Annotated in this window: 19 protein-coding genes, 1 other RNA gene and 1 pseudogene; all 21 read left to right on the top strand. The window is 41.2% G+C overall.

The window, feature by feature from the left end; all coding sequences use genetic code 11:
* Positions 1-170: 170 nt before the first annotated feature.
* The 21 genes and pseudogenes from SM122_RS06795 (at position 171) to SM122_RS06695 (ending at position 18,663) form a co-directional block, all read left to right on the top strand.
* A complete protein-coding gene (locus SM122_RS06795; protein WP_031575622.1) occupies positions 171-815 on the top strand; it encodes an HAD family hydrolase in 645 nt (214 codons plus the stop codon).
* Between the two features lie 118 nt (positions 816-933).
* Positions 934-1,212: a hypothetical protein gene (locus SM122_RS06790; RefSeq protein WP_003009004.1), complete on the top strand. Its 279-nt coding sequence runs from the start codon at positions 934-936 to the stop codon at positions 1,210-1,212.
* 144 nt (positions 1,213-1,356) lie between these two features.
* On the top strand, positions 1,357-2,934 hold the full coding sequence (locus tag SM122_RS06785) for an ATP-binding cassette domain-containing protein (protein WP_195327023.1): 1,578 nt from the start codon (positions 1,357-1,359) through the stop codon (positions 2,932-2,934).
* A gap of 302 nt (positions 2,935-3,236) precedes the next feature.
* Entirely contained in the window at positions 3,237-3,746 is a 510-nt protein-coding gene (gene tadA / locus SM122_RS06780; RefSeq protein ID WP_195327022.1) for a tRNA adenosine(34) deaminase TadA, read from the top strand.
* A 38-nt stretch (positions 3,747-3,784) separates the two neighbouring features.
* Positions 3,785-3,880, top strand: an RNA gene (ffs, locus tag SM122_RS06775) — signal recognition particle sRNA small type.
* Between the two features lie 319 nt (positions 3,881-4,199).
* Positions 4,200-5,549 (top strand): glucose-6-phosphate isomerase, encoded by a 1,350-nt coding sequence (locus SM122_RS06770; RefSeq protein WP_008808173.1) that lies wholly within the window; start codon positions 4,200-4,202, stop codon positions 5,547-5,549.
* A 186-nt stretch (positions 5,550-5,735) separates the two neighbouring features.
* A complete protein-coding gene (locus SM122_RS06765) occupies positions 5,736-6,536 on the top strand; it encodes an SDR family oxidoreductase (protein WP_001000837.1) in 801 nt (266 codons plus the stop codon).
* A 62-nt stretch (positions 6,537-6,598) separates the two neighbouring features.
* Positions 6,599-8,425 (top strand): BglG family transcription antiterminator, encoded by a 1,827-nt coding sequence (locus SM122_RS06760; RefSeq protein ID WP_080981318.1) that lies wholly within the window; start codon positions 6,599-6,601, stop codon positions 8,423-8,425.
* Positions 8,425-8,922 (top strand): transcriptional regulator GutM, encoded by a 498-nt coding sequence (locus tag SM122_RS06755; protein WP_001086645.1) that lies wholly within the window; start codon positions 8,425-8,427, stop codon positions 8,920-8,922. Before SM122_RS06760 ends, SM122_RS06755 begins: the two co-directional genes overlap by 1 nt.
* Complete coding sequence (srlA, locus tag SM122_RS06750; RefSeq protein ID WP_023024625.1) at positions 8,919-9,461, top strand: PTS glucitol/sorbitol transporter subunit IIC; 543 nt, start codon at positions 8,919-8,921, stop codon at positions 9,459-9,461. Before SM122_RS06755 ends, srlA begins: the two co-directional genes overlap by 4 nt.
* A gap of 16 nt (positions 9,462-9,477) precedes the next feature.
* Positions 9,478-10,458 (top strand): PTS glucitol/sorbitol transporter subunit IIB, encoded by a 981-nt coding sequence (srlE, locus tag SM122_RS06745; protein ID WP_038804194.1) that lies wholly within the window; start codon positions 9,478-9,480, stop codon positions 10,456-10,458.
* A 98-nt stretch (positions 10,459-10,556) separates the two neighbouring features.
* Complete coding sequence (locus SM122_RS06740) at positions 10,557-10,928, top strand: PTS glucitol/sorbitol transporter subunit IIA (protein WP_008808177.1); 372 nt, start codon at positions 10,557-10,559, stop codon at positions 10,926-10,928.
* Positions 10,929-11,124: 196 nt separating this feature from the next.
* Positions 11,125-11,601: pseudogene (pgi, locus tag SM122_RS06735) on the top strand (glucose-6-phosphate isomerase); the annotation flags it as partial.
* 275 nt (positions 11,602-11,876) lie between these two features.
* The gene (locus SM122_RS06730; protein WP_195327021.1) at positions 11,877-12,965 is read left to right on the top strand and encodes a hypothetical protein; all 1,089 of its coding nucleotides are present in this window, start codon (positions 11,877-11,879) and stop codon (positions 12,963-12,965) included.
* Positions 12,966-13,072: 107 nt separating this feature from the next.
* Entirely contained in the window at positions 13,073-13,780 is a 708-nt protein-coding gene (locus SM122_RS06725; RefSeq protein ID WP_049483074.1) for a hypothetical protein, read from the top strand.
* 5 nt (positions 13,781-13,785) lie between these two features.
* Complete coding sequence (locus SM122_RS06720; RefSeq protein WP_049486375.1) at positions 13,786-14,475, top strand: hypothetical protein; 690 nt, start codon at positions 13,786-13,788, stop codon at positions 14,473-14,475.
* Positions 14,476-14,489: 14 nt separating this feature from the next.
* Positions 14,490-15,302, top strand: coding sequence for a hypothetical protein (locus SM122_RS06715; protein ID WP_229042355.1), 813 nt, complete (start codon positions 14,490-14,492; stop codon positions 15,300-15,302).
* 165 nt (positions 15,303-15,467) lie between these two features.
* Positions 15,468-16,166, top strand: a complete 699-nt coding sequence (dapD, locus tag SM122_RS06710; protein WP_049483070.1) for a 2,3,4,5-tetrahydropyridine-2,6-dicarboxylate N-acetyltransferase — start codon at positions 15,468-15,470, stop codon at positions 16,164-16,166.
* A gap of 54 nt (positions 16,167-16,220) precedes the next feature.
* The gene (locus SM122_RS06705; RefSeq protein ID WP_195327020.1) at positions 16,221-17,354 is read left to right on the top strand and encodes an N-acetyldiaminopimelate deacetylase; all 1,134 of its coding nucleotides are present in this window, start codon (positions 16,221-16,223) and stop codon (positions 17,352-17,354) included.
* A 108-nt stretch (positions 17,355-17,462) separates the two neighbouring features.
* The gene (locus SM122_RS06700) at positions 17,463-18,002 is read left to right on the top strand and encodes a 5-formyltetrahydrofolate cyclo-ligase (RefSeq protein WP_324737912.1); all 540 of its coding nucleotides are present in this window, start codon (positions 17,463-17,465) and stop codon (positions 18,000-18,002) included.
* Positions 17,986-18,663: a rhomboid family intramembrane serine protease gene (locus SM122_RS06695; RefSeq protein ID WP_195327018.1), complete on the top strand. Its 678-nt coding sequence runs from the start codon at positions 17,986-17,988 to the stop codon at positions 18,661-18,663. The genes SM122_RS06700 and SM122_RS06695 overlap by 17 nt, the downstream gene beginning before the upstream one ends.
* Positions 18,664-18,890 lie beyond the last annotated feature (227 nt).

The following is an 18,890-nucleotide window of genomic DNA, read 5'->3' as shown; positions in this document are numbered from 1 at the left end:
GAATTCGATTTCATCGTCCCACCTCCGCACAGTTGAGTAGGGCTGTAAAAGCTGATGAAATCAGCGTAGTAGAGCCCACTCAACCACTGCGTCTTGCTCGACAATCCAAAGACAATTGAGAGGCTAGGACTTTTGTCCCAGCCTCTTTTTGAAAGCAGAAAGAGGAAAAAATGTATCAAACGATTTTATTTGACCTAGACGGCACCTTGACCAATTCAGAACTAGGGATTACCAACTCGGTGGCCTATGCCTTAGGAAAATATGGGATTCAAGTGCCAGACAAGAAAGCATTGAGAGTTTTCATCGGTCCGCCCTTGCAGGAGTCTTTTGAGCGCTTTTATGGATTTTCTAAGGAAGAATGTTTAAAGGCCATTGACTACTATCATGAGTATTTTTCCGAAAAAGGCCTTTATGAAAATGAGGTCTATCTAGGCGTTCCTGACTTGCTGGCTTCTCTCAAGCAGGCTGGCAAACAGTTGATTGTAGCTACGTCAAAGCCTGAAGAATTTTCCATTCAAATTCTCAAACACTTTGGTTTGTATGATTATTTTGACTTTGTCGCTGGTGCGACCATGGATAGAAAACGTAGTAAAAAAAGCGATGTTATCCAGTATGCCTTGGAGCAAAATGGGATTACAGATTTGGCGCATACCATCATGATTGGAGACAGGGAGCACGATGTGCTTGGCGCTCAAGCGCAAAAGTTTGATTCTATCGGTGTCCTTTATGGCTTTGGAAGCAGGGAAGAATTGGAAGAAGCCGGCGCCACCTATATTGCTCAAGAAGTTGGCGAAATTGCAGCTTTTATAGGATAACCTTTTCCAAAATATTAAAAGTTGGAACTTTTCTAATCTGCTGAATATTGCTTTATTTAATATTTCTATCGGTGTATACTTACTGTAGGTTAAGTCACACAGATTAAGAGGTGATAATATGAATTTGTCACGATATATATTAAAATATAGTACTGATGATGGTACGTTGTATTTTAATACTAAAACCAATCATTCATTTTTTCTTACGAATGAATTGAATAGAGTAGTCGACAGCAATGATGTGATTAGGAAAGAGTTTCATGCTTATCTTGATAAAAATAAATATTTAAGTGAGGGTGAGTATGAGGTCGAAAAGTATCTATCTAAAATAAGCGATACAGATGCTGAATTATTGGAACTAACAATTTTGACACATGGAGATTGTAATTTTCGGTGAAGGTTAAAGTGAATAACAAATTCGATGACAAAATGAATGCTAAACCTAGAGTATTTAACTATAATTGTGATTGTAAATAATCACGATTTTAAATAAATTAGAGAAGAGGGTTGTGCTAGCCCTCTATTTTGATGGATGATAATTATGAGAAATATTTATAAGTACATTGATAAGAAGTATCTTTTTCCTATTTTTTTAGGGCGTATTGTGAATAGTGGTTTGGTGTTGGCGCAACCTCTGATTTTAACGAAGGCCTTGAAGTTAGATCAAGACGGCCTTTCTTATGGAAAAATTCTCAATTTTGTTTTATTTGGTTTGTCTGTCTATCTTGTTATTTATAGTCTGATGCTGTTTTCAAACTATTCGCACAATATATTCCGAAGAGAAATCAACAAAAGTGTCCGTGCCCTTTTATTTAAGAAAGTCATATTGAATCCTAAATTTTCCAATGATGAAAAAGTTAGTCTGCTAACTCAAGATATGGAATATGTGGGCGATAATTATTTGGAAAATATAAATGTTATGGTGAGTTGGGGATTTGTCGCCCTTGTTACAGCCATTTATATTGTTTCACAAAATTTTCTCTTAGGACTTATTTTTGTCATTTTTACGATTATGAGACCTATTCCTCAGTTCATCATGAATCGTCGTTTACAAGATTCGGGAGACAGCTGGTCCAAGCTTAGAACGAAATTACATGGGCTTGTCTCGGATAGTATGCAAGGCAGCCAAACCTTACGGATTAATCAGGCCATGAGGCTGAATGAAGAGCGCGTGAATGATTTAAACGGAGAATATCAAAAAGCCATCCAAAGATTTTGTTTCACACATAATATTATTTTTTTCTTTAATGGATTTATAGTCTTTTTTAGTCAGGTTGTTCCTCTTGCTTTAGGCTTTTATTTGAGTTTACAGGGAAATTCTATTTCTATTACAAGCCTCATCTCTATGTATGTTGCTGCGGGGATGCTGGTAGAACCGATCCAAACTCTGATGTACAGTGCAGCCAATCTCCAAGGTGCCTTGCCGACTGCGAACCGCCTGTTTAAGATTATCGAGGAAGAACCTGATTTCGAAGAGACAAAGGATCAATTTGTTGAAAATCTCGAATCGTTGCGCTTAAATCATATTTCAAAAAGTTTTGCTGAACGTCAGCTTTTTTCTGATTTGACGGCGACGATTTCAGTAGGTCAGAAGGTCTTAATCAAAGGACCGAGCGGGTCTGGAAAGACGACTCTTTTTCGTTTGATTTTAGGAGAAGAAGTATGTGATGAGGGTGACATTTTCGTTCAGTATGATGGAAATCAAATAACGAGTCATTTCCAAGGGAATATCGGTTTAATTAGCCAGCATCCCTTCCTGTTTAACGATACTATCCGCTATAATCTAACTTTTGGTCAGCCCTTTCAGGACCATGAATTATTGGAGGTATTGGACCGAGTTGGCTTAATAGATGAATTTCAGGATATTTTGAATGTAGAAATTCATAATAATGGTGAAAACATTTCAGGAGGTCAGCGTGTCAGATTAGAGTTGGCTCGTTTTCTCTTACGCGAGAAGGATATTTTATTAGCGGACGAAGTGACATCAGCTTTGGACGAAAAAAATAGTCGTCTGGTTAGAGACCTAATCTTTTCTTTGCCGATCACGGTACTAGAAATAGCCCATCATATTGATGAAGAAGAGCGCTATGACCAAATCCTTGAGTTACGTAAAGGATGAGCGATGCCACAATAGTTGGTTCTGCGACAAAGCGGATAGTAGTAAGCCAGCAATTTGTCAGATATTTTTGAGATTCTAAGTGGTGATATTTCCAAAATCATCAATACTCAGAGAACTTAAGCTTTATTTAAGATAGGCCAGCTATACTAGAAGCATAAACAAAGACCTCCTAACTTTGTTTAAACCTCCTAAACTTTTTCATAATAATCTCCCATAAGAGTCGCCCAATCGGCGGCTTTTTTTGTGAGTCGTAAGCTGCCTATGGTATAATGAACAAAGAAACTAAAAGGAAGAAGGAAGAGATGGACTACACGATAGAGGAAAAAGCGATGTTTATGAGGGAAGCCCTGAAGGAGGCGGAGATTGCCCTCGCCAATGATGAAATACCGATTGGCTGTGTCTTGGTCAAGGATGGTCAGATTATCGGGCGTGGACATAATGCGCGTGAGGAGCTGCAGCGGGCGGTCATGCATGCGGAAATCATGGCGATCGAGGAAGCCAATCAGCATGAAGAGAGCTGGCGTTTGCTGGATACGACTCTGTTTGTGACCATTGAACCCTGTGTCATGTGTAGTGGTGCCATTGGTCTAGCTCGGATTCCCCAGGTGATTTACGGGGCGACCAATCAGAAGTTTGGCGGAGCAGGAAGTCTCTACGACATTTTGACAGATGAGCGCCTCAATCACCGGGTGGAAGTGGAAACAGGAATCTTGGAAGCAGAATGTGCAGCCATCATGCAGACCTTCTTCCGCCAAGGTCGAGAACGAAAAAAACAAGCCAAGCTCGCAGCTAAGGCCGAAACACAAGAATAAAAACCAGACCTTTGCAAAATCCACAATTTATGATATAATACCTATCGGAGCAACAGTTCTGCGTGAAGCGGGTCAGGGGAGGAATCCAGCAGCCCTAAGCGAAGTGAGCTGTGTGCTCTTTTCTATTGCTCTTGATGAGTCAAGCCTAAAAGGTGCAGATGAATATTGGAGCAGCGAATCTAGTTTGAACGGACCTGAAATGAATTCAGCTGACATCCAATCTTAAGAAGCATATTTGTTTTCTTGTCAATCAAAATTGTTCTTCTCAATAGGCCTAAATAGGCCTAAAATTTGTTGACTTACGCAAACGAGTGCTCTCGGTTATGTCCTAAGGTTAGCTTATTTAGAAAAATAGTATAGAATACAAATGTAAACGTTTTAAAATAGCGAAAGCACTTGCTTATTTTTTCTTAAAGCGTTATCATAAAAGAAAAGAACAATTGGAGGATAAACATGTCACATATTAAATTTGACTACTCAAAGGTGTTAGATAAATTTGTAGCACCACATGAACTAGATTATATGCAGCCTCAAGTGACTGCTGCAGATTCTGCTCTGCGAAATGGTACAGGTCCTGGGGCAGAAATGACTGGCTGGTTGAACTTGCCTGAAGAATATGACAAAGATGAATTTGCTCGTATTCAAAAGGCTGCTGCTAAAATCCAATCTGATAGTGAGGTATTGATCGTAATCGGTATTGGTGGTTCCTATTTAGGAGCTCGTGCAGCTATTGATTTCTTGAATAATTCTTTTGTAAATCTACAAAGCAAGGAAGAACGCAAGGCACCTCAAATCCTCTATGCTGGAAATTCTATTTCTTCAAGCTATTTGGCTGATTTGGTAGACTATGTATCAGACAAAGATTTCTCTGTCAACGTTATTTCTAAGTCAGGAACGACTACAGAGCCTGCTATTGCTTTCCGTGTCTTCAAAGAACTCTTGGTTAAGAAGTATGGTCAGGAAGAAGCAAATAAACGGATTTATGCAACTACAGACCGCGCTAAAGGTGCAGTTAAGGTTGAAGCAGATGCTAATGGCTGGGATACTTTTGTAGTGCCTGATAGTGTAGGTGGTCGTTTTACAGTATTGACAGCAGTGGGACTCTTGCCAATCGCAGCTGCAGGGGCTGATATCAGCAAGTTAATGGAAGGAGCAAATGCTGCTCGCAAGGCTTATGCTTCTGATAAGTTGGCTGAAAATGAAGCATATCAATATGCAGTTGTACGCAATATCTTGTACCGTAAAGGTTATCTGACAGAAGTTCTAGCTAACTATGAACCATCTCTACAATACTTCTCTGAGTGGTGGAAGCAACTGGCTGGTGAGTCAGAAGGGAAAGACCAAAAAGGGATTTACCCAACTTCAGCCAACTTCTCAACAGACTTGCACTCTCTGGGACAATTTATCCAGGAAGGTACCCGTATCCTCTTTGAAACAGTTGTACGTGTAGATAAACCTCGCAAAAATGTGCTGATTCCTGAATTGGCAGAAGACTTGGACGGTCTTGGCTACTTGCAAGGAAAAGATGTTGACTTTGTCAATAAAAAAGCTACAGATGGAGTGCTGTTAGCACACACTGATGGTGGAGTTCCAAATATGTTTGTGACACTGCCTGAGCAAGATGAGTTCACTTTGGGCTACACTATTTACTTCTTTGAGTTGGCTATTGCTCTTTCTGGCTACCTGAATGGTATCAATCCATTTGACCAGCCTGGAGTTGAGGCTTATAAGAAAAACATGTTTGCCCTTCTTGGAAAACCAGGCTTTGAAGAGCTGGGTGCTGAGCTGAATGCACGCCTTTGATTCTTATATGCCTTGAGTTCATTTAGAGTATAAAAAGAGATCCACAAGTTCATTTCTTGTGGATTTTTTAGTACAAGCCTCATAATTAGTTTATTATTTTTTTGAACAGTATAAAAAAGAGTGTCTTAATTCTTTTATGAAAGCGCTGTATAATTGCCTTGTAAATAAAATTTGAGAGGTATCAAAATGAATGATTGGTTAAACATAAAAGGCAAAACAGTTCTTGTGACTGGCGCGTCATCTGGGATCGGTAAGGCAATCGTTGAAGAATTGCTGGAATTAGGAGTCAATGTAGCGAATTTCGATCTTAGCGACAACGATTTGCGTCATCCAAATCTATTATTTGTAAAAGTTGATGTAACTTCTCGCTCTGAAGTAGAAGAGGGTGTTGCCAAAATAGTTGAAAGATTTGGCAATATTGATGCAGTGGTCAATAATGCAGGGATTAATATCCCTAGATTATTAATCGATGCAGAAAATCCTAAAGGTCCTTACGAATTGGACGATGAGACGTTCGAAAAAGTAACGATGATTAATCAAAAAGGTTTGTATCTGGTTAGTCAGGCAGTGGGACGTATTTTAGTGAAAAATGGAAAAGGTGTAATTGTGAACATGGCTTCAGAAGCAGGCTTGGAAGGTTCTGAAGGACAAAGTGCCTATGCTGCCACAAAAGCAGCAGTCTATAGTTACACTCGTTCATGGGCAAAAGAGCTGGGTAAGCATGGTGTACGTGTGGTTGGAATTGCTCCAGGAATTATGGAAGCTACGGGACTTCGAACTCTTTCTTATGAGGAAGCTCTTGCTTATACCCGTGGAAAGACGGTAGAAGATATTCGAGCTGGTTATGCTTCAACTTCAACAACTCCTTTGGGACGAAGTGGTAAACTACGGGAAGTAGCTGACCTTGTAGCATTCTATATTTCAGACCGTTCTAGCTATATAACTGGAGTCACTACAAATATTGCCGGGGGGAAAACTCGCGGTTAAAAAAATGAAGGTGAGGAAGAGAGTTGACCATAGTAAATCGATGGTATAACATTTTAGAAAAAATGGTCTCACAGCCAACTTATTCCTTGGTAGATATGCGCTCAGAGCTGGATATTAGTATGCAAACCTTGCAAAAGAGTATCCAACAATTAAATGATGTTTTGGCTCCGAGTATCCAGATTATCTCACAAGATGATAAGTTAATGTTAGAGGTGTATGACTATACTGAGTTGGAAAGGATTTTATCTGGTAGTTTAAAACGGGAGAGTGACTTCAATTCTTCCAGTAAAAGAATTGCCTATTTACTAAAACGTTTAATTAAGTCAACCTCCCCTCTTCTTATTGACGACTTGGCTGAGGAGGCAGGTGTTAGTAGAAGTACCCTTAATAAGGATTTAAAACAAGTAAAATCTTTGGCAGAGAGTTACTCTATCACTATTTCAGGAAAGCCCAACCGTGGGCTGGAGGTCTTGGGGTCCGAGCTGAATTTGCGCTTGCTCTATATTCACCAAGTGGCCCCTTACTTTGAAGGAAAGACACTCACCGAGGCAACATCTTCTTTTCTGGAGACGCTACTCCAGGAGTATAAAATCCCGAAAGAAACAAAGGAACTCCTTCGAAAGACAATTTCAATTATGGTGGAGCGTATTTATGCATCTAGGGTGTTGAGTTGCCCTATTCCTTACTATAGGAATGATTTAACAGAGACACCTTTGGTTGAAAAATTAATCTATCATATTGAGATGACTTATAAGATTTCCCTCAGTCAGTTTGAAATAGACTTTTTGTGTTTTCCGTTTAATATCCGTTTTATTGACACTTTAAGCAAGCCGTCTTATCAATCTGAACAGCTTGCAAACATTTTTCAAGGGATTGTCAAGAAAGTCAAAGAAACAATGTTGGTTAACTTTGATGATGAAGAATTATTTGAAGAAATCAAGTCTCATCTAGGCCCCTTAATCAATCGACTGATTTTCCATGTGCAAGCTAATGATATATTCCATGGCGAGGTTCAAACTCAATATCCTTTTGCTTTTGAAATGGCGAAAATTGCTGGAGAAGAACTGTCTGCAATTTTTGGTTCTGAATTGGAATTATCTGAAATCGGATATCTGGCTTTGTATTTTGAAATGATTTTAAGAAAGCAAAACTCTGTTGTAAATGGTTCTCGCAAGCAGATAGCAGTAGTTTGCACAACAGGAAGAGGAACTGCTGCGATGATTATTCAGCAACTCAGACGAATCCTTGGAAATGATGTAGACATTACTCAGTATTCTGAAGAGGATTTTAATCTGGATTTGAATCAGGACTATTTCGCGATTTTTACGACAGTTCCTCTAAAATATAAAGATTCTAAATCTCCAGTCATTCAAGTTAATCATCTTTTTGATGATCAATGGCTGCGGGAAGAATGGCAGAGGGCCAATGCTTTTCATCAAAAAAATCTAGAAACAGTCAGCTTACGTTTTCTTCGGTTGAGTCCCCAAAAAACCTATCAGCAATACTTGCTAAATATGGTTGCAGAGTTAGAGAAACTTCAGATGATTGATGAAGGTTTTAGAAATCGGATAATTGATAGGGAGAAAAAACAATCAACCATTTTTGGTGGAGGAATTGCCTTCCCCCATACAATTAACCAGGGTTATGCAAAGACTATTTTAATGTTTGGAAAGCTAGAAGAGCCTTATCAAAAAGGAGATGATTGGATTGAATTTATCTTTCTAGTCGCCATTCCCTCAGAAATTGAAAGCAAAATGGAGAGTGAATTGCTGGAATTGTATGACGACATTTTTCGAATTGCAGGAGAGCCTTCTCTAAAAGAAGCTTTGAGGGCTGTAGAAACAGAGACAGAGTTTCTATCATTTTCTAAGAGCAAAGGAGTATTTTAATGAATTCGCTAATAATTTTCGCTGTATTTGTCATGGCAGCTTATATATTTCAAATGTTCCTCGGCTGGCAGCAACTCAAAGACTTCAATAAGACCTATACGATGCTCCGAAGACTGGGGCGCGTAGCGATTGGCAGGAAGTCCGGAAGAATCAAATCCGGTACGATTGTCATGTTCGCGGTTGATGAAAACGGTCGGGTTCTTAAAGCTAGCAAAATGCAAGGAGTCACAATCTTAGCACGTTTTCAAAATATGGACGATTATGTTGGAGAAGACATCCATTATTTTGACAAGTATAATCCTCTTGTGAGAAAAGAAAATAAGTTGATGCAATCAGCCATAGAAGATGCTAGAAAAGTCTATCTTTGGCATGAGGCAGGTATTGAGAAAGAGACAAGTTCATCTGATTCTTTTCTGGGATTCGGCTTTTATGCGAATTACTTACAATTATCTATTAAACAGTTATTTAAAAAAAATAAGAAAGGGAGTTCCTTATGAATCACATTACAAATTTTGCAGAGAGTTTTATGAAACTCTTCCAATTAGGTGGAGAAACCTTTATTAGCTGGATGACAAATATTGTACCGCTTGTCTTAATGCTATTGATTGCAATGAATACCCTTATCGCTTTCTTGGGAGAAGAGAAGGTCAATTCCCTGGCTAAGATTTCTGCCAAAAATCCTGTTAGCCGGTATATGATTTTACCTTTCATTTCAGCCTTTATGCTGGGGAATCCGATGGCAATCAGTATGGGACGTTTCTTACCAGAATATTATAAACCTAGTTTTGTAGCAGCTCAGATGCAGTTCTGCCACACTTCAAATGGTGTATTTCCGCATATCAATCCTGGGGAATTGTTTGTATGGATGGGAATTGCAACAGGAATTCAAACTTTAGGTTTAAGTCAAATGGACTTAGCCATTCGTTACATGCTTGTTGGGCTTGTCATGAACTTTGTAGGCGGTTGGGTGACCGATTTTACAACTGCTTATGTAGCAAAACAGCAAGGTGTTACCTTGAGTAAAACATTTGATTGATAGAAAGAGTGAAATTATGTCATATAAGAGTATAAAAGTTGTTAAAGGAAATGGCGGTTTCGGAGGACCTTTGGTCATTACACCTAGTGAAGCTAAGCATAAATTCATCTATATCACTGGCGGAGGAGAAAAGCCAGATATTGTAGATAAAATTGCTGATTTGACCGGTATGGAAGCTGTTAATGGGTTTAAAACTTCTATCCCAGATGAGGAAATTGCTTTAGCAATCGTGGATTGTGGCGGTACTCTTCGCTGTGGTATTTATCCTAAAAAGGGGATCCCTACAATAAATATTGTCGCTACAGGGAAAAGTGGGCCTCTAGCTCAATATATAACCGAGGAAATCTATGTGTCAGCAGTTGGCCTTAATCAAATTTCTGCTGCTAATGAAGACGAAAAAGCGACAACTGTGGTAACAGAAAAGCCAACTTACGATACTAGTAAAAAAATTACAGAGCAAAAAGCTGAAACAAGTATTGTAGCAAGAATTGGGATGGGCGCTGGGAAGGTCGTTGCGACTTTCAACCAGGCTGCTCGTGAAGCCATCCAAACAATGCTCAACACGATCATTCCTTTCATGGCCTTTGTTTCCTTGCTGATTGGGGTTATTCAAGGTTCAGGTGTTGGAAATTGGCTGGCAAAATTAATGGTTCCCCTAGCTGGGAACATCTGGGGACTCATTTTGATTGGCTTTATCTGTTCCTTGCCATTCCTATCTCCTTTGTTAGGCCCCGGAGCTGTTATCAGTCAGATTATTGGAACCTTAATTGGAGTTGAAATCGGCAAAGGGACTATTCCGCCCCAAATGGCTCTGCCAGCTATATTTGCTATCAACACTCAAAACGGTTGTGATTTCATTCCTGTAGCACTCGGTCTATCTGAAGCCAAGGCTGAAACAGTTGAGGTTGGTGTCCCTTCTGTGCTTTATTCACGCTTTCTCAATGGTGTTCCGCGGGTGCTAGTAGCTTGGATAGCTAGTATTGGCCTTTATCAGTAAACTTTTGATAGATGCACGTAAACATAGCAACTATTATGTTAAACTTATCTATAAGCATAAGTTTATGACAGATTTGAGAAAGGATGAATAGGAATTAGATGAAGAAAATTTTTGAAGCTAAAGTAATTCAAGTGGGGCCTGAAGCTCAGAATATGATTCAAGATGCCAATATGCTCATTTTGTTTGGAGAAGAAGCTCCGGAAGACTTAGCAGAGTATTGTTTTAAAATCGATAACAAAAATCTTCTAGGTGCAATACTAGAAGGTGGAAAGCTGGTGGTAGATAGTCAGGAATATTCGATTACTGCCGTAGGAAATGTAGTAGAAAAAAATTTAACTGGACTGGGCCATATCACGATTTCTTTTGATGGTTCAAAAGAGGGCAGCCTGCCGGGCACTCTCCATGTTGCAGCAGACCAAGCAGTAGTAATTGAAAAGGACTCTACCATTCAGATTTTCGAAACTGCTTGACCATAACAAAATTTAAAATCAAGCAATTTAGAAAAATAAAAGTCTAAAAAATTGATTCAGAGCTTGGACAAAAAGTCCAGGCTTCTGGGTCTAAATTAGAAAAAATAGATGACGCAGTGGTTGATTGGCAAGTCAATCAAACTAGCCAGCCAGTGCAAGGGAATTCCCAGCAGATGGATCCACAAGGAGTGCCTGAACAGAAGGAAAAGACCAAAAAGGTATTTACCCAACTTCAGCAAACTTCTCAACAGACTTGTACTCATTGGGGCAATTTATCCAAGAAGGAACTCGTATCATGTTTGAAACAGTTGTCCGTGTGGATAAACCACGTAAGAACGTGATCATCCCTACCTTGGAAGAAGACCTTGACGGACTTGGTTACCTTCAAGGAAAAGACGTTGACTTCGTAAACAAAAAAGCAACTGACGGAGTTCTCCTTGCCCATACTGACGGTGACGTGCCAAACATGTACGTGACTCTTCCTGAGCAAGATGCCTTCACTCTTGGTTATGCCATCTACTTCTTCGAATTGGCCATCGCCCTTTCAGGTTACTTGAACGCGATCAACCCATTTGACCAACCAGGTGTTGAAGCCTACAAGAAAAATATGTTTGCTCTTCTTGGTAAACCAGGATTTGAAGAACTTGGAGCAGAACTCAACGCTCGTCTATAATAGACAACAAAACGATCTCGCAAGAGGTCGTTTTTTTACTTGCTAAACAAACTCATATTTTTGTCCCCTGGAATCAATTATAAAAACACGATCTAGTTATGTTTCTCAATCATATGGTTAACTGATTGCTATTGTCTCCCTTCGCAAGAAATTTTAAGATAAGTTTCTAAAAGGTCGGATATCTCTCCGATCTTTTTTAGTCTATCAAGACAGGAGTTGGTCCTTGCTTGGTTTTATGTTATAGTAGAAGAGAAGAATAAAAAGGAGAATTCGAAATGTCCGAGAAAGATCAAGAACAATTTATGAAACATACTCCCGTAGAGGGTGCGCCTCAATTTGATGTGGCTGCGCCAGCCTTTGTCCCAAAAGAAGAAGCCGAAGACTTGGTCGTTCCAGAAGCTAGTGGCCTTTCAGTGACGGAGACGAAAGCAATGAAAGAAGAAGCAGACGAGCCAGTTATTTCAGAAACAGTGGAGCCTCCAAAGGTGGATGAAGCAACTGTTGGAGAACATCGGGATGTAGTTGCTGCTCCCCAATCGACTCCTCCATTTCAGCCTGCGCCTCAAGCTCCTCAAAACATGGCAGCTGAACCAATTGGTCCGCAAACAGTGCCTGTTCCTGAGACACCTATTCCACAAGCTCCTCTTTCTCCTGTTGGAAGACCGATGGATACTGCAGACAAGAAGGCGATTCGTTTTGCCCTTGGGATTTTAGTTGGGATTCTTATCGGTGGAGTCAGTGGCTATTTGATTGGTCATGCTAGCCCTAGCACGTCATCATCTAGAAAGCAGACTTCTTGGTCAGGTAACCAGTCTGGTTCTTCTTCCAATATCGATTTGGAGCAATTGACTTCTGAAGATGCGGAAGCTGATTTTAGCTGGGAACAATCTGATATCGAACAACTTCAGTTTTTGACTAGAAAGGATGCTGGGGAGACTCCTGAGGAAATGATTGAAGCTTATGGGAAAGCTAGCTCCGTTCAATTTGAAAGTGGAGAATTGAAATTATTCTGGGATGATAACTCTTATAATAAAGAGGTCAAAGCGACTTACTCTAAGAACGGGAAAGAATTCCAGCTTGTCAAATTTGAATTTAATCAATTTGGGAAAAATCTTACGGTTGAGGACAACTTTGCAGATGGATTCAAAGTTGGAAATAGTGAGACCGGTGCTGGAGGAACCTCTTACAAAGAGCTTTTAGAAAAATACGGTGATGCGGTCAATCTTACGGTGAGTTCATCTGATGATTCAGACGAGATAGAGTTGGTCATGGACTTCCAAAAGAAAAACGGGGACTATGTAGATTTGACCTTTATTCGCCAAGAAAATGGAGATTTCCTCTTGAGTAGTAAAGACAGCTATTAAAAGGATAAGACAAGAAAGAGGCAAGCGCCTCTTTTTTGGGATAAGACGAGACAAATACGCTAATTTTCTATACAATAGAAAGAGTTTGAATAGAAAGAGCATGAAGGATGGAAGAAATGAAACAGTGGATAGAACGTCATAAGCGGATCCTCCAAAAAGCTGCAGGGGCTTTGCTAGCTTTTGTCGTTGGGGCTTGCTTGGTGTTTATGATTCATCCGGTTAAAACCTTACCAAAAGACCGTTTGCTGAGCCTATCTCGAATGCAAGAAGCAAGCCAACAATTTGTCGCTCCTTCTTCAAAAGAGCCGGCTCTAGAAGACTTGTTGTCATTAGAGCTTGCAAGGGGAGAAGGAAAGGTACAAAAAAGTTGGGTGACTTTGTCTGCATTCGTCAAAAAATTTGGAAAAGCAGCGAGCTTTACACAAGAAGATACGAGTTTTGGAGCACAAGTCCAGTTAGGCTATGGGGCTTCTGTGAAGGGGCTCTATCCTTATACCATAGAATTTCAAAAGCAGGATGATGATTTTTATTTGAGCTCGATTCAAGGATTTGCACCAAAGTCGTCTCACTATCAGAGCAAAAAGAACGTAAAACTGGTAGATTTTACAGGCTATCAGACACTAGATGGAAAAAAGGAAAAGGGGACAGCAGTAGAAGATGTCTTGAAAAAATCAGGTCTTCCCAATTCTCTTAGTTTGACCTCTGAAAAGGACAAGCAAGTCCTAGCCCTGTCTTATCAGGTGACAGATGGACTGGTCTCTTTAACCTTTGAACGTGACCAGACTGGTCAGTATCGTTTGACGAAGAAGGGGTGAAGCAGATGATCGAGTGGATGAAAAAGAATCGAAAAGAACTCTTGCTGCCGTTTTTGTGTTTTGTTTTAGGAGTGTTACTTGCGATTGCAAGCATCCAGGTGCAAGAGCAAGGAACCGATACCAAGGAGGACCAAACACTTGCCCATTTCCAGCCAAAGGATTATCAGAATTTGGTCAGCAAGGAACAAGAAATCAAGCAGTTTAAATGGACCATCGAAGCTGTGGCGAATTTGAAAGTTCGTCTCAAGCAGACTCAGCAACCAGGAACCCGCTTGGAAACAGTTGTGACGGAATGGGGGAAAGCCCAAAAAGTTAAGTATACAAAGACAGCTCAAGGGGATAAAACGGTTCTCGTCTTGACCTATGCGGCTAAGCAAACCGATCAGGGAAAGAAAAGTGTAGCCTTGTGGTTTGAACAGGAAAAAGACCAGGGGTATCGCTTGACGACAGTGGATGCGACGAATTTGTTGGACGCAAAAGAGAAGACAAGCAGTGAGAAAGAAATCACTACTGAAAAAGAGAAAAAAGGTACAGAATTCGCCCAGCTTATTCAGCAACTAGGAAATCCTCAACGCTTGGTCTGGGGGGAAATGCCAGATGGCGGAATGGGCTATCGCGCGACTTACCAGCTACCAGGGCAGCCAGAAGTGGTGATGGAATTCAAGAAAAAAGCCAAGAAATTAGTGTTGGTATAAGAAAGGAGATATCATTGGACGATCAACGGACAGACATCAAGGCAGCTTCCTCTCACCAGGGTGGGAGCCGCTTGATTTCAGAAGCTGACCTTGCTTCAATAGGGGGAGGCAGGCATTCAGAACCAAGACAAACGGTACTAGACTCCCAATCGGAGAGGACGAAAACCTACTCCCCTTCCTCTAAGAGTGAAGGGTCTTCGCTGGCAGCCTTTTTTGGTTTATTGGCCATGCTGGGATTATTTGCCTATCTGGCTTCAGGAGGTATTCATAGCGAGGAACATCCTTCTTCTACTACTAGTGAATACGGAAGCACTAGCTTGTCTTATGGAACTAGAAAGGAAACCTTGAGAGGTGGTACGAGTAGCTTGATTGCTCCGGAGAGGGAATTTCAGTTTCAAGTGACCTATGAGAAGGCCATTTCCCTGATTCCTGGTTTAAGTGAGGGAGATCAAGAACGTTACTCTTCAACTTCTCTGTCTCCACAGGATGTGGTAGCTGTACTGGGGAAGGCTAGCAGTGGAGAAGAAACCTACCAAGAAGGTGGTGTCAGTCCTTTTATGACACAATTGGAGTATCAGTCTGAAGGGTCCCCTTCTTCCGTAACCGTTTTACTTTCAAAAATTGGTGTTGATCGTTTATCTTCTCTTGATTTTAAAAACTTAAACAGTGAGCGATTAGCCAATAAAAATGGTAGCTTAAACAGAGAAGATTTTGCCAATATGAAAATAGGAACGAGCTATTCAGATCTTGTGAATACAGTAGGAATTCCTAGCAGTGTTTCTTGGGAGTATGCTGGGTTCAGAGTCCTTCTTAACCTTTTACTATAAGCTTTCTGATTCGCGATCAGTCATTATTCGTTTTGGAAGTAATCGAACTATTAGTGAAATCAAGGGTCTCGAAGATCCGGCGACATCCACATCGCCTTAGGTGTTCATCTCTTTGGGATTGTGGTATAATATGGATACCTTTAATTGAAATGAATGGAGAATCTCATGACAGCACAAAAAATGTCTGCTCAAGAAATTATCGCTTTTATTGGAAATGCAGAAAAGAAAACAAATGTGAAAGTAACCTTTGAAGGGGAATTGGCAATAGCTGTTCCAGCTTCTGTCACCAAGCTTGGCAATGTGTTGTTCGGTGACTGGAAAGATATCGAGCCCCTTCTTGCCAACTTAACAGAGAACAAGGATTATGTGGTCGAACAAGATGGCCGTAACTCAGCTGTCCCATTACTGGATAAACGTTACCTAAATGCGCGGATTGAACCAGGCGCTATCATCCGTGACCAAGTGACCATCGAAGATAATGCTGTCGTGATGATGGGGGCTGTGATCAACATCGGTGCTGAAATCGGTGCAGGAACCATGATCGATATGGGAGCTATTCTTGGTGGCCGTGCAACAGTTGGTAAAAACAGCCACATCGGTGCGGGTGCCGTTCTTGCGGGTGTCATTGAGCCAGCTTCTGCTGAGCCTGTTCGGATCGGTGATAATGTCTTGGTCGGTGCTAATGCTGTTGTGATCGAAGGGGTTCAAGTTGGAAACGGTTCTGTCGTTGCCGCTGGCGCGATCGTTACTCAAGATGTCCCTGAAAATGTGGTTGTAGCTGGTGTACCAGCTCGCATCATCAAGGAAATTGATGAAAAAACACAACAAAAAACAGCCTTGGAAGACGCCTTGCGTAATTTATAAGATATGAAAGATAGAGGCCACGAGGTCTCTATTTCTAATAGAAAGAAGACAACTATGACACTGGATTTGATCAAAATCAGACGAGACCTTCACCAAATTCCTGAAATTGGCTTAGAAGAATTTGAAACCCAAGCCTACCTCTTAGAGCGGATCGCAGAGATCACAGCAGGCAAGGACTTTGTAGAGCAACGGACTTGGCGGACAGGGATCCTAGTTTATCTCCATGGGTCTGCACCTGAAAAAACTATCGGCTGGCGGACGGATATCGATGGCTTACCGATTGTAGAACAAACGGGCCTTGATTTTGCCTCCAAACATGAAGGACGGATGCATGCTTGTGGTCATGATATGCACATGACGACAGCCCTTGGACTTTTAGATCAACTGGTTCAAGTGCAACCCAAAAATAACCTGCTCTTTCTCTTCCAACCAGCTGAAGAAAATGAGGCTGGTGGAATGCTCATGTATAAGGACAATGCTTTTGGCGACTGGCTCCCTGATGAATTTTATGGTCTGCATGTGCGCCCTGATTTGAAGGTGGGGGACATTGCGACCAATACGGGTACCCTTTTTGCGGGGACCTGTGAAGTCAAGATCACCTTTACAGGAAAGGGAGGGCATGCCGCCTTTCCACATGAGGCCAATGACGCTCTTGTAGCAGCCTCTTACTTCATTACCCAAGTCCAATCGGTCGTGAGTCGAAATGTCGATCCGATTGAAGGGGCTGTGGTGACCTTTGGTTCCATGCATGCAGGAACCACCAATAATGTGATTGCTGAGACAGCCTTCCTTCATGGGACCATCCGGACCTTGACCATGGAGATGAACCTACTGACTCAAAAACGGGTCAAAACGATTGCGGAAGGGGTTGCAGCCGCTTTTGAGGTAGAATTAGATTTGGAACTCAAGCAAGGAGGTTACTTGCCTGTGGAAAACCAACCAGAGTTGGCCAAAGAACTCATGGACTTTTTCACAGCTGAGGAAGATGTGAACCTGATTGATATCCTACCTGCGATGACAGGAGAAGACTTTGGCTTTCTCTTGAGCAAGGTCCCTGGGGTCATGTTCTGGCTGGGAATTGATACCCCTTATGCCCTGCACCATCCGAAGATGAGCCCAAATGAGGCTGCCCTTCCCTTTGCTGTGGAAAACATTGGTAAATTTTTGAAAATGAAAGCTAACCAATAAAGGAATGATTCAACTCCGTCTGGAGTTGGATTTTTATTTTGTTGTATAAAAACTGTTCGGATCTTTCCTAAAAAATGATACAATAAAAGCTAGACAAAAGGAGTAGGCATGAAGAAAACACTACGAAAAGAAACCATTGCAGCCATGAAAGAGTTGCCTCAATCAGTGAAAGCGGAGGCAGATAGCCAATTAACCCAGCGTTTCATCCAGCTTCCAGCCTTTCAGGAAGCCAAGACCCTAGCCACCTATCTGTCCATGGGGCATGAATTTTCCACAGCTGGCTTGATTCAAGCAGCTCTTCAACTTGGAAAACGCGTCTGTGTTCCCCGTACCTATCCACAAGGGCGAATGGAATTTGTGGAATACGATCCTGACATTTTGGAAAAGACACGCTTTGGTTTGCTGGAGCCCAATGAAAAAGGAAAGCTTGTGGAACAGTCAGAGATTGATCTGATCCATGTACCAGGCGTGGTCTTCCAGTCAAAAGGCTACCGAATTGGCTATGGTGGTGGCTATTATGATCGTTATTTGGAAGATTTTACTGGAAAAACGGTTAGTACGATTTATTCCATCCAGCAGAAGGAGTTCCAGCCAGATACGTTTGATCAGGCAGTTCAGGAGGTGCTAGTCTATGAAGTTACTCTTTGATCGTCGTTATCCTGTGACCAGCCTCTTGTTGCTCGTCACAACGGCAGTCTTTCTTTCCATGTTTATCCGATTTGGAGGCGACTACCAAACAGGTGCTGCTATTTACTATAGCGGTGGTATTATTGGAGAGGTTGTGAAAGTCGATCCTAGCCAGTTATGGCGAATAGTGACAGCTACATTTGTTCATATCGGCCTAGAACATTTTGTGCTCAATATGATCACCCTCTATTACTTAGGACGTTTGGCAGAAGATCTCTTTGGATCGAAGGCTTTCTTAGCTCTTTATCTCTTATCAGGCATGATGGGTAATGTCTTTGTTGCTATTTTTACGCCAGATGTGATTGCAGCAGGAGCTTCTACAGCCCTCTTTGGACTGTTTGGGACCATTGGTGCTTTGCGCTTTATTGTCCAAAGCCCCTATATTCGTCACTTGAGTCAGTCCTATACCAGCTTGATTGTGGTCAATTTGATCTTTAGCTTCATGCCAGGAATCAGTATGGCGGGGCACATCGGTGGCTTAGTGGCTGGAGTCATGTTGGCTTATGTCTTTCCAGTAAGAGGAGAGGCGCGCTTTATGAACCGAACCTATCAGATTAGTGCAGCTTTATCTTATCTCCTGCTTTTCCTTTATTTCTTAGGTAAAATCTTGAATCTATTTTAAGAAGTCCTTCTCACAGAGAAGGGCTTTTTTTCTAAAAAATGTAGCGAAATCGTAAACTAACAGAAAATTGTTTGAAATACAAAGAATTGTATATATTTATCATAATATACTTGCAGGAGCCGAGTGAACCCACTATTGGTAGGCCCATAGAGAAGGTAATCATAGGTAAAAAGGTATAAAAACGCAAATTAGAAAGCGCTTGCAAAAGGATTGAGAAAGGTGTAAAC

The sequence above is a fragment of the Streptococcus gingivalis genome, assembly GCF_035544715.1.
Taxonomy (GTDB): Bacteria; Bacillota; Bacilli; order Lactobacillales; family Streptococcaceae; genus Streptococcus; species Streptococcus gingivalis.
Note: the sequence above shows the minus strand (reverse complement) of the source record. Positions and strands in the feature narration are given on the sequence as shown.

Bases quoted from the DNA above. Each gene is read 5' to 3' on its own strand.
- SM122_RS06730 (WP_195327021.1), top strand. From the start codon at position 11,877: ATGTCCGAGAAAGATCAAGAACAATTTATGAAACATACTCCCGTAGAG.
- tadA (WP_195327022.1), top strand. From the start codon at position 3,237: ATGGACTACACGATAGAGGAAAAAGCGATGTTTATGAGGGAAGCCCTG.
- SM122_RS06760 (WP_080981318.1), top strand. From the start codon at position 6,599: ATGGTCTCACAGCCAACTTATTCCTTGGTAGATATGCGCTCAGAGCTG.
- srlE (WP_038804194.1), top strand. From the start codon at position 9,478: ATGTCATATAAGAGTATAAAAGTTGTTAAAGGAAATGGCGGTTTCGGA.
- SM122_RS06725 (WP_049483074.1), top strand. From the start codon at position 13,073: ATGGAAGAAATGAAACAGTGGATAGAACGTCATAAGCGGATCCTCCAA.
- SM122_RS06700 (WP_324737912.1), top strand. From the start codon at position 17,463: ATGAAGAAAACACTACGAAAAGAAACCATTGCAGCCATGAAAGAGTTG.
- dapD (WP_049483070.1), top strand. From the start codon at position 15,468: ATGACAGCACAAAAAATGTCTGCTCAAGAAATTATCGCTTTTATTGGA.
- SM122_RS06765 (WP_001000837.1), top strand. From the start codon at position 5,736: ATGAATGATTGGTTAAACATAAAAGGCAAAACAGTTCTTGTGACTGGC.
- SM122_RS06770 (WP_008808173.1), top strand. From the start codon at position 4,200: ATGTCACATATTAAATTTGACTACTCAAAGGTGTTAGATAAATTTGTA.
- SM122_RS06795 (WP_031575622.1), top strand. From the start codon at position 171: ATGTATCAAACGATTTTATTTGACCTAGACGGCACCTTGACCAATTCA.
- srlA (WP_023024625.1), top strand. From the start codon at position 8,919: ATGAATCACATTACAAATTTTGCAGAGAGTTTTATGAAACTCTTCCAA.
- SM122_RS06695 (WP_195327018.1), top strand. From the start codon at position 17,986: ATGAAGTTACTCTTTGATCGTCGTTATCCTGTGACCAGCCTCTTGTTG.
- SM122_RS06790 (WP_003009004.1), top strand. From the start codon at position 934: ATGAATTTGTCACGATATATATTAAAATATAGTACTGATGATGGTACG.
- SM122_RS06705 (WP_195327020.1), top strand. From the start codon at position 16,221: ATGACACTGGATTTGATCAAAATCAGACGAGACCTTCACCAAATTCCT.
- SM122_RS06785 (WP_195327023.1), top strand. From the start codon at position 1,357: ATGAGAAATATTTATAAGTACATTGATAAGAAGTATCTTTTTCCTATT.
- SM122_RS06755 (WP_001086645.1), top strand. From the start codon at position 8,425: ATGAATTCGCTAATAATTTTCGCTGTATTTGTCATGGCAGCTTATATA.
- SM122_RS06740 (WP_008808177.1), top strand. From the start codon at position 10,557: ATGAAGAAAATTTTTGAAGCTAAAGTAATTCAAGTGGGGCCTGAAGCT.
- SM122_RS06720 (WP_049486375.1), top strand. From the start codon at position 13,786: ATGATCGAGTGGATGAAAAAGAATCGAAAAGAACTCTTGCTGCCGTTT.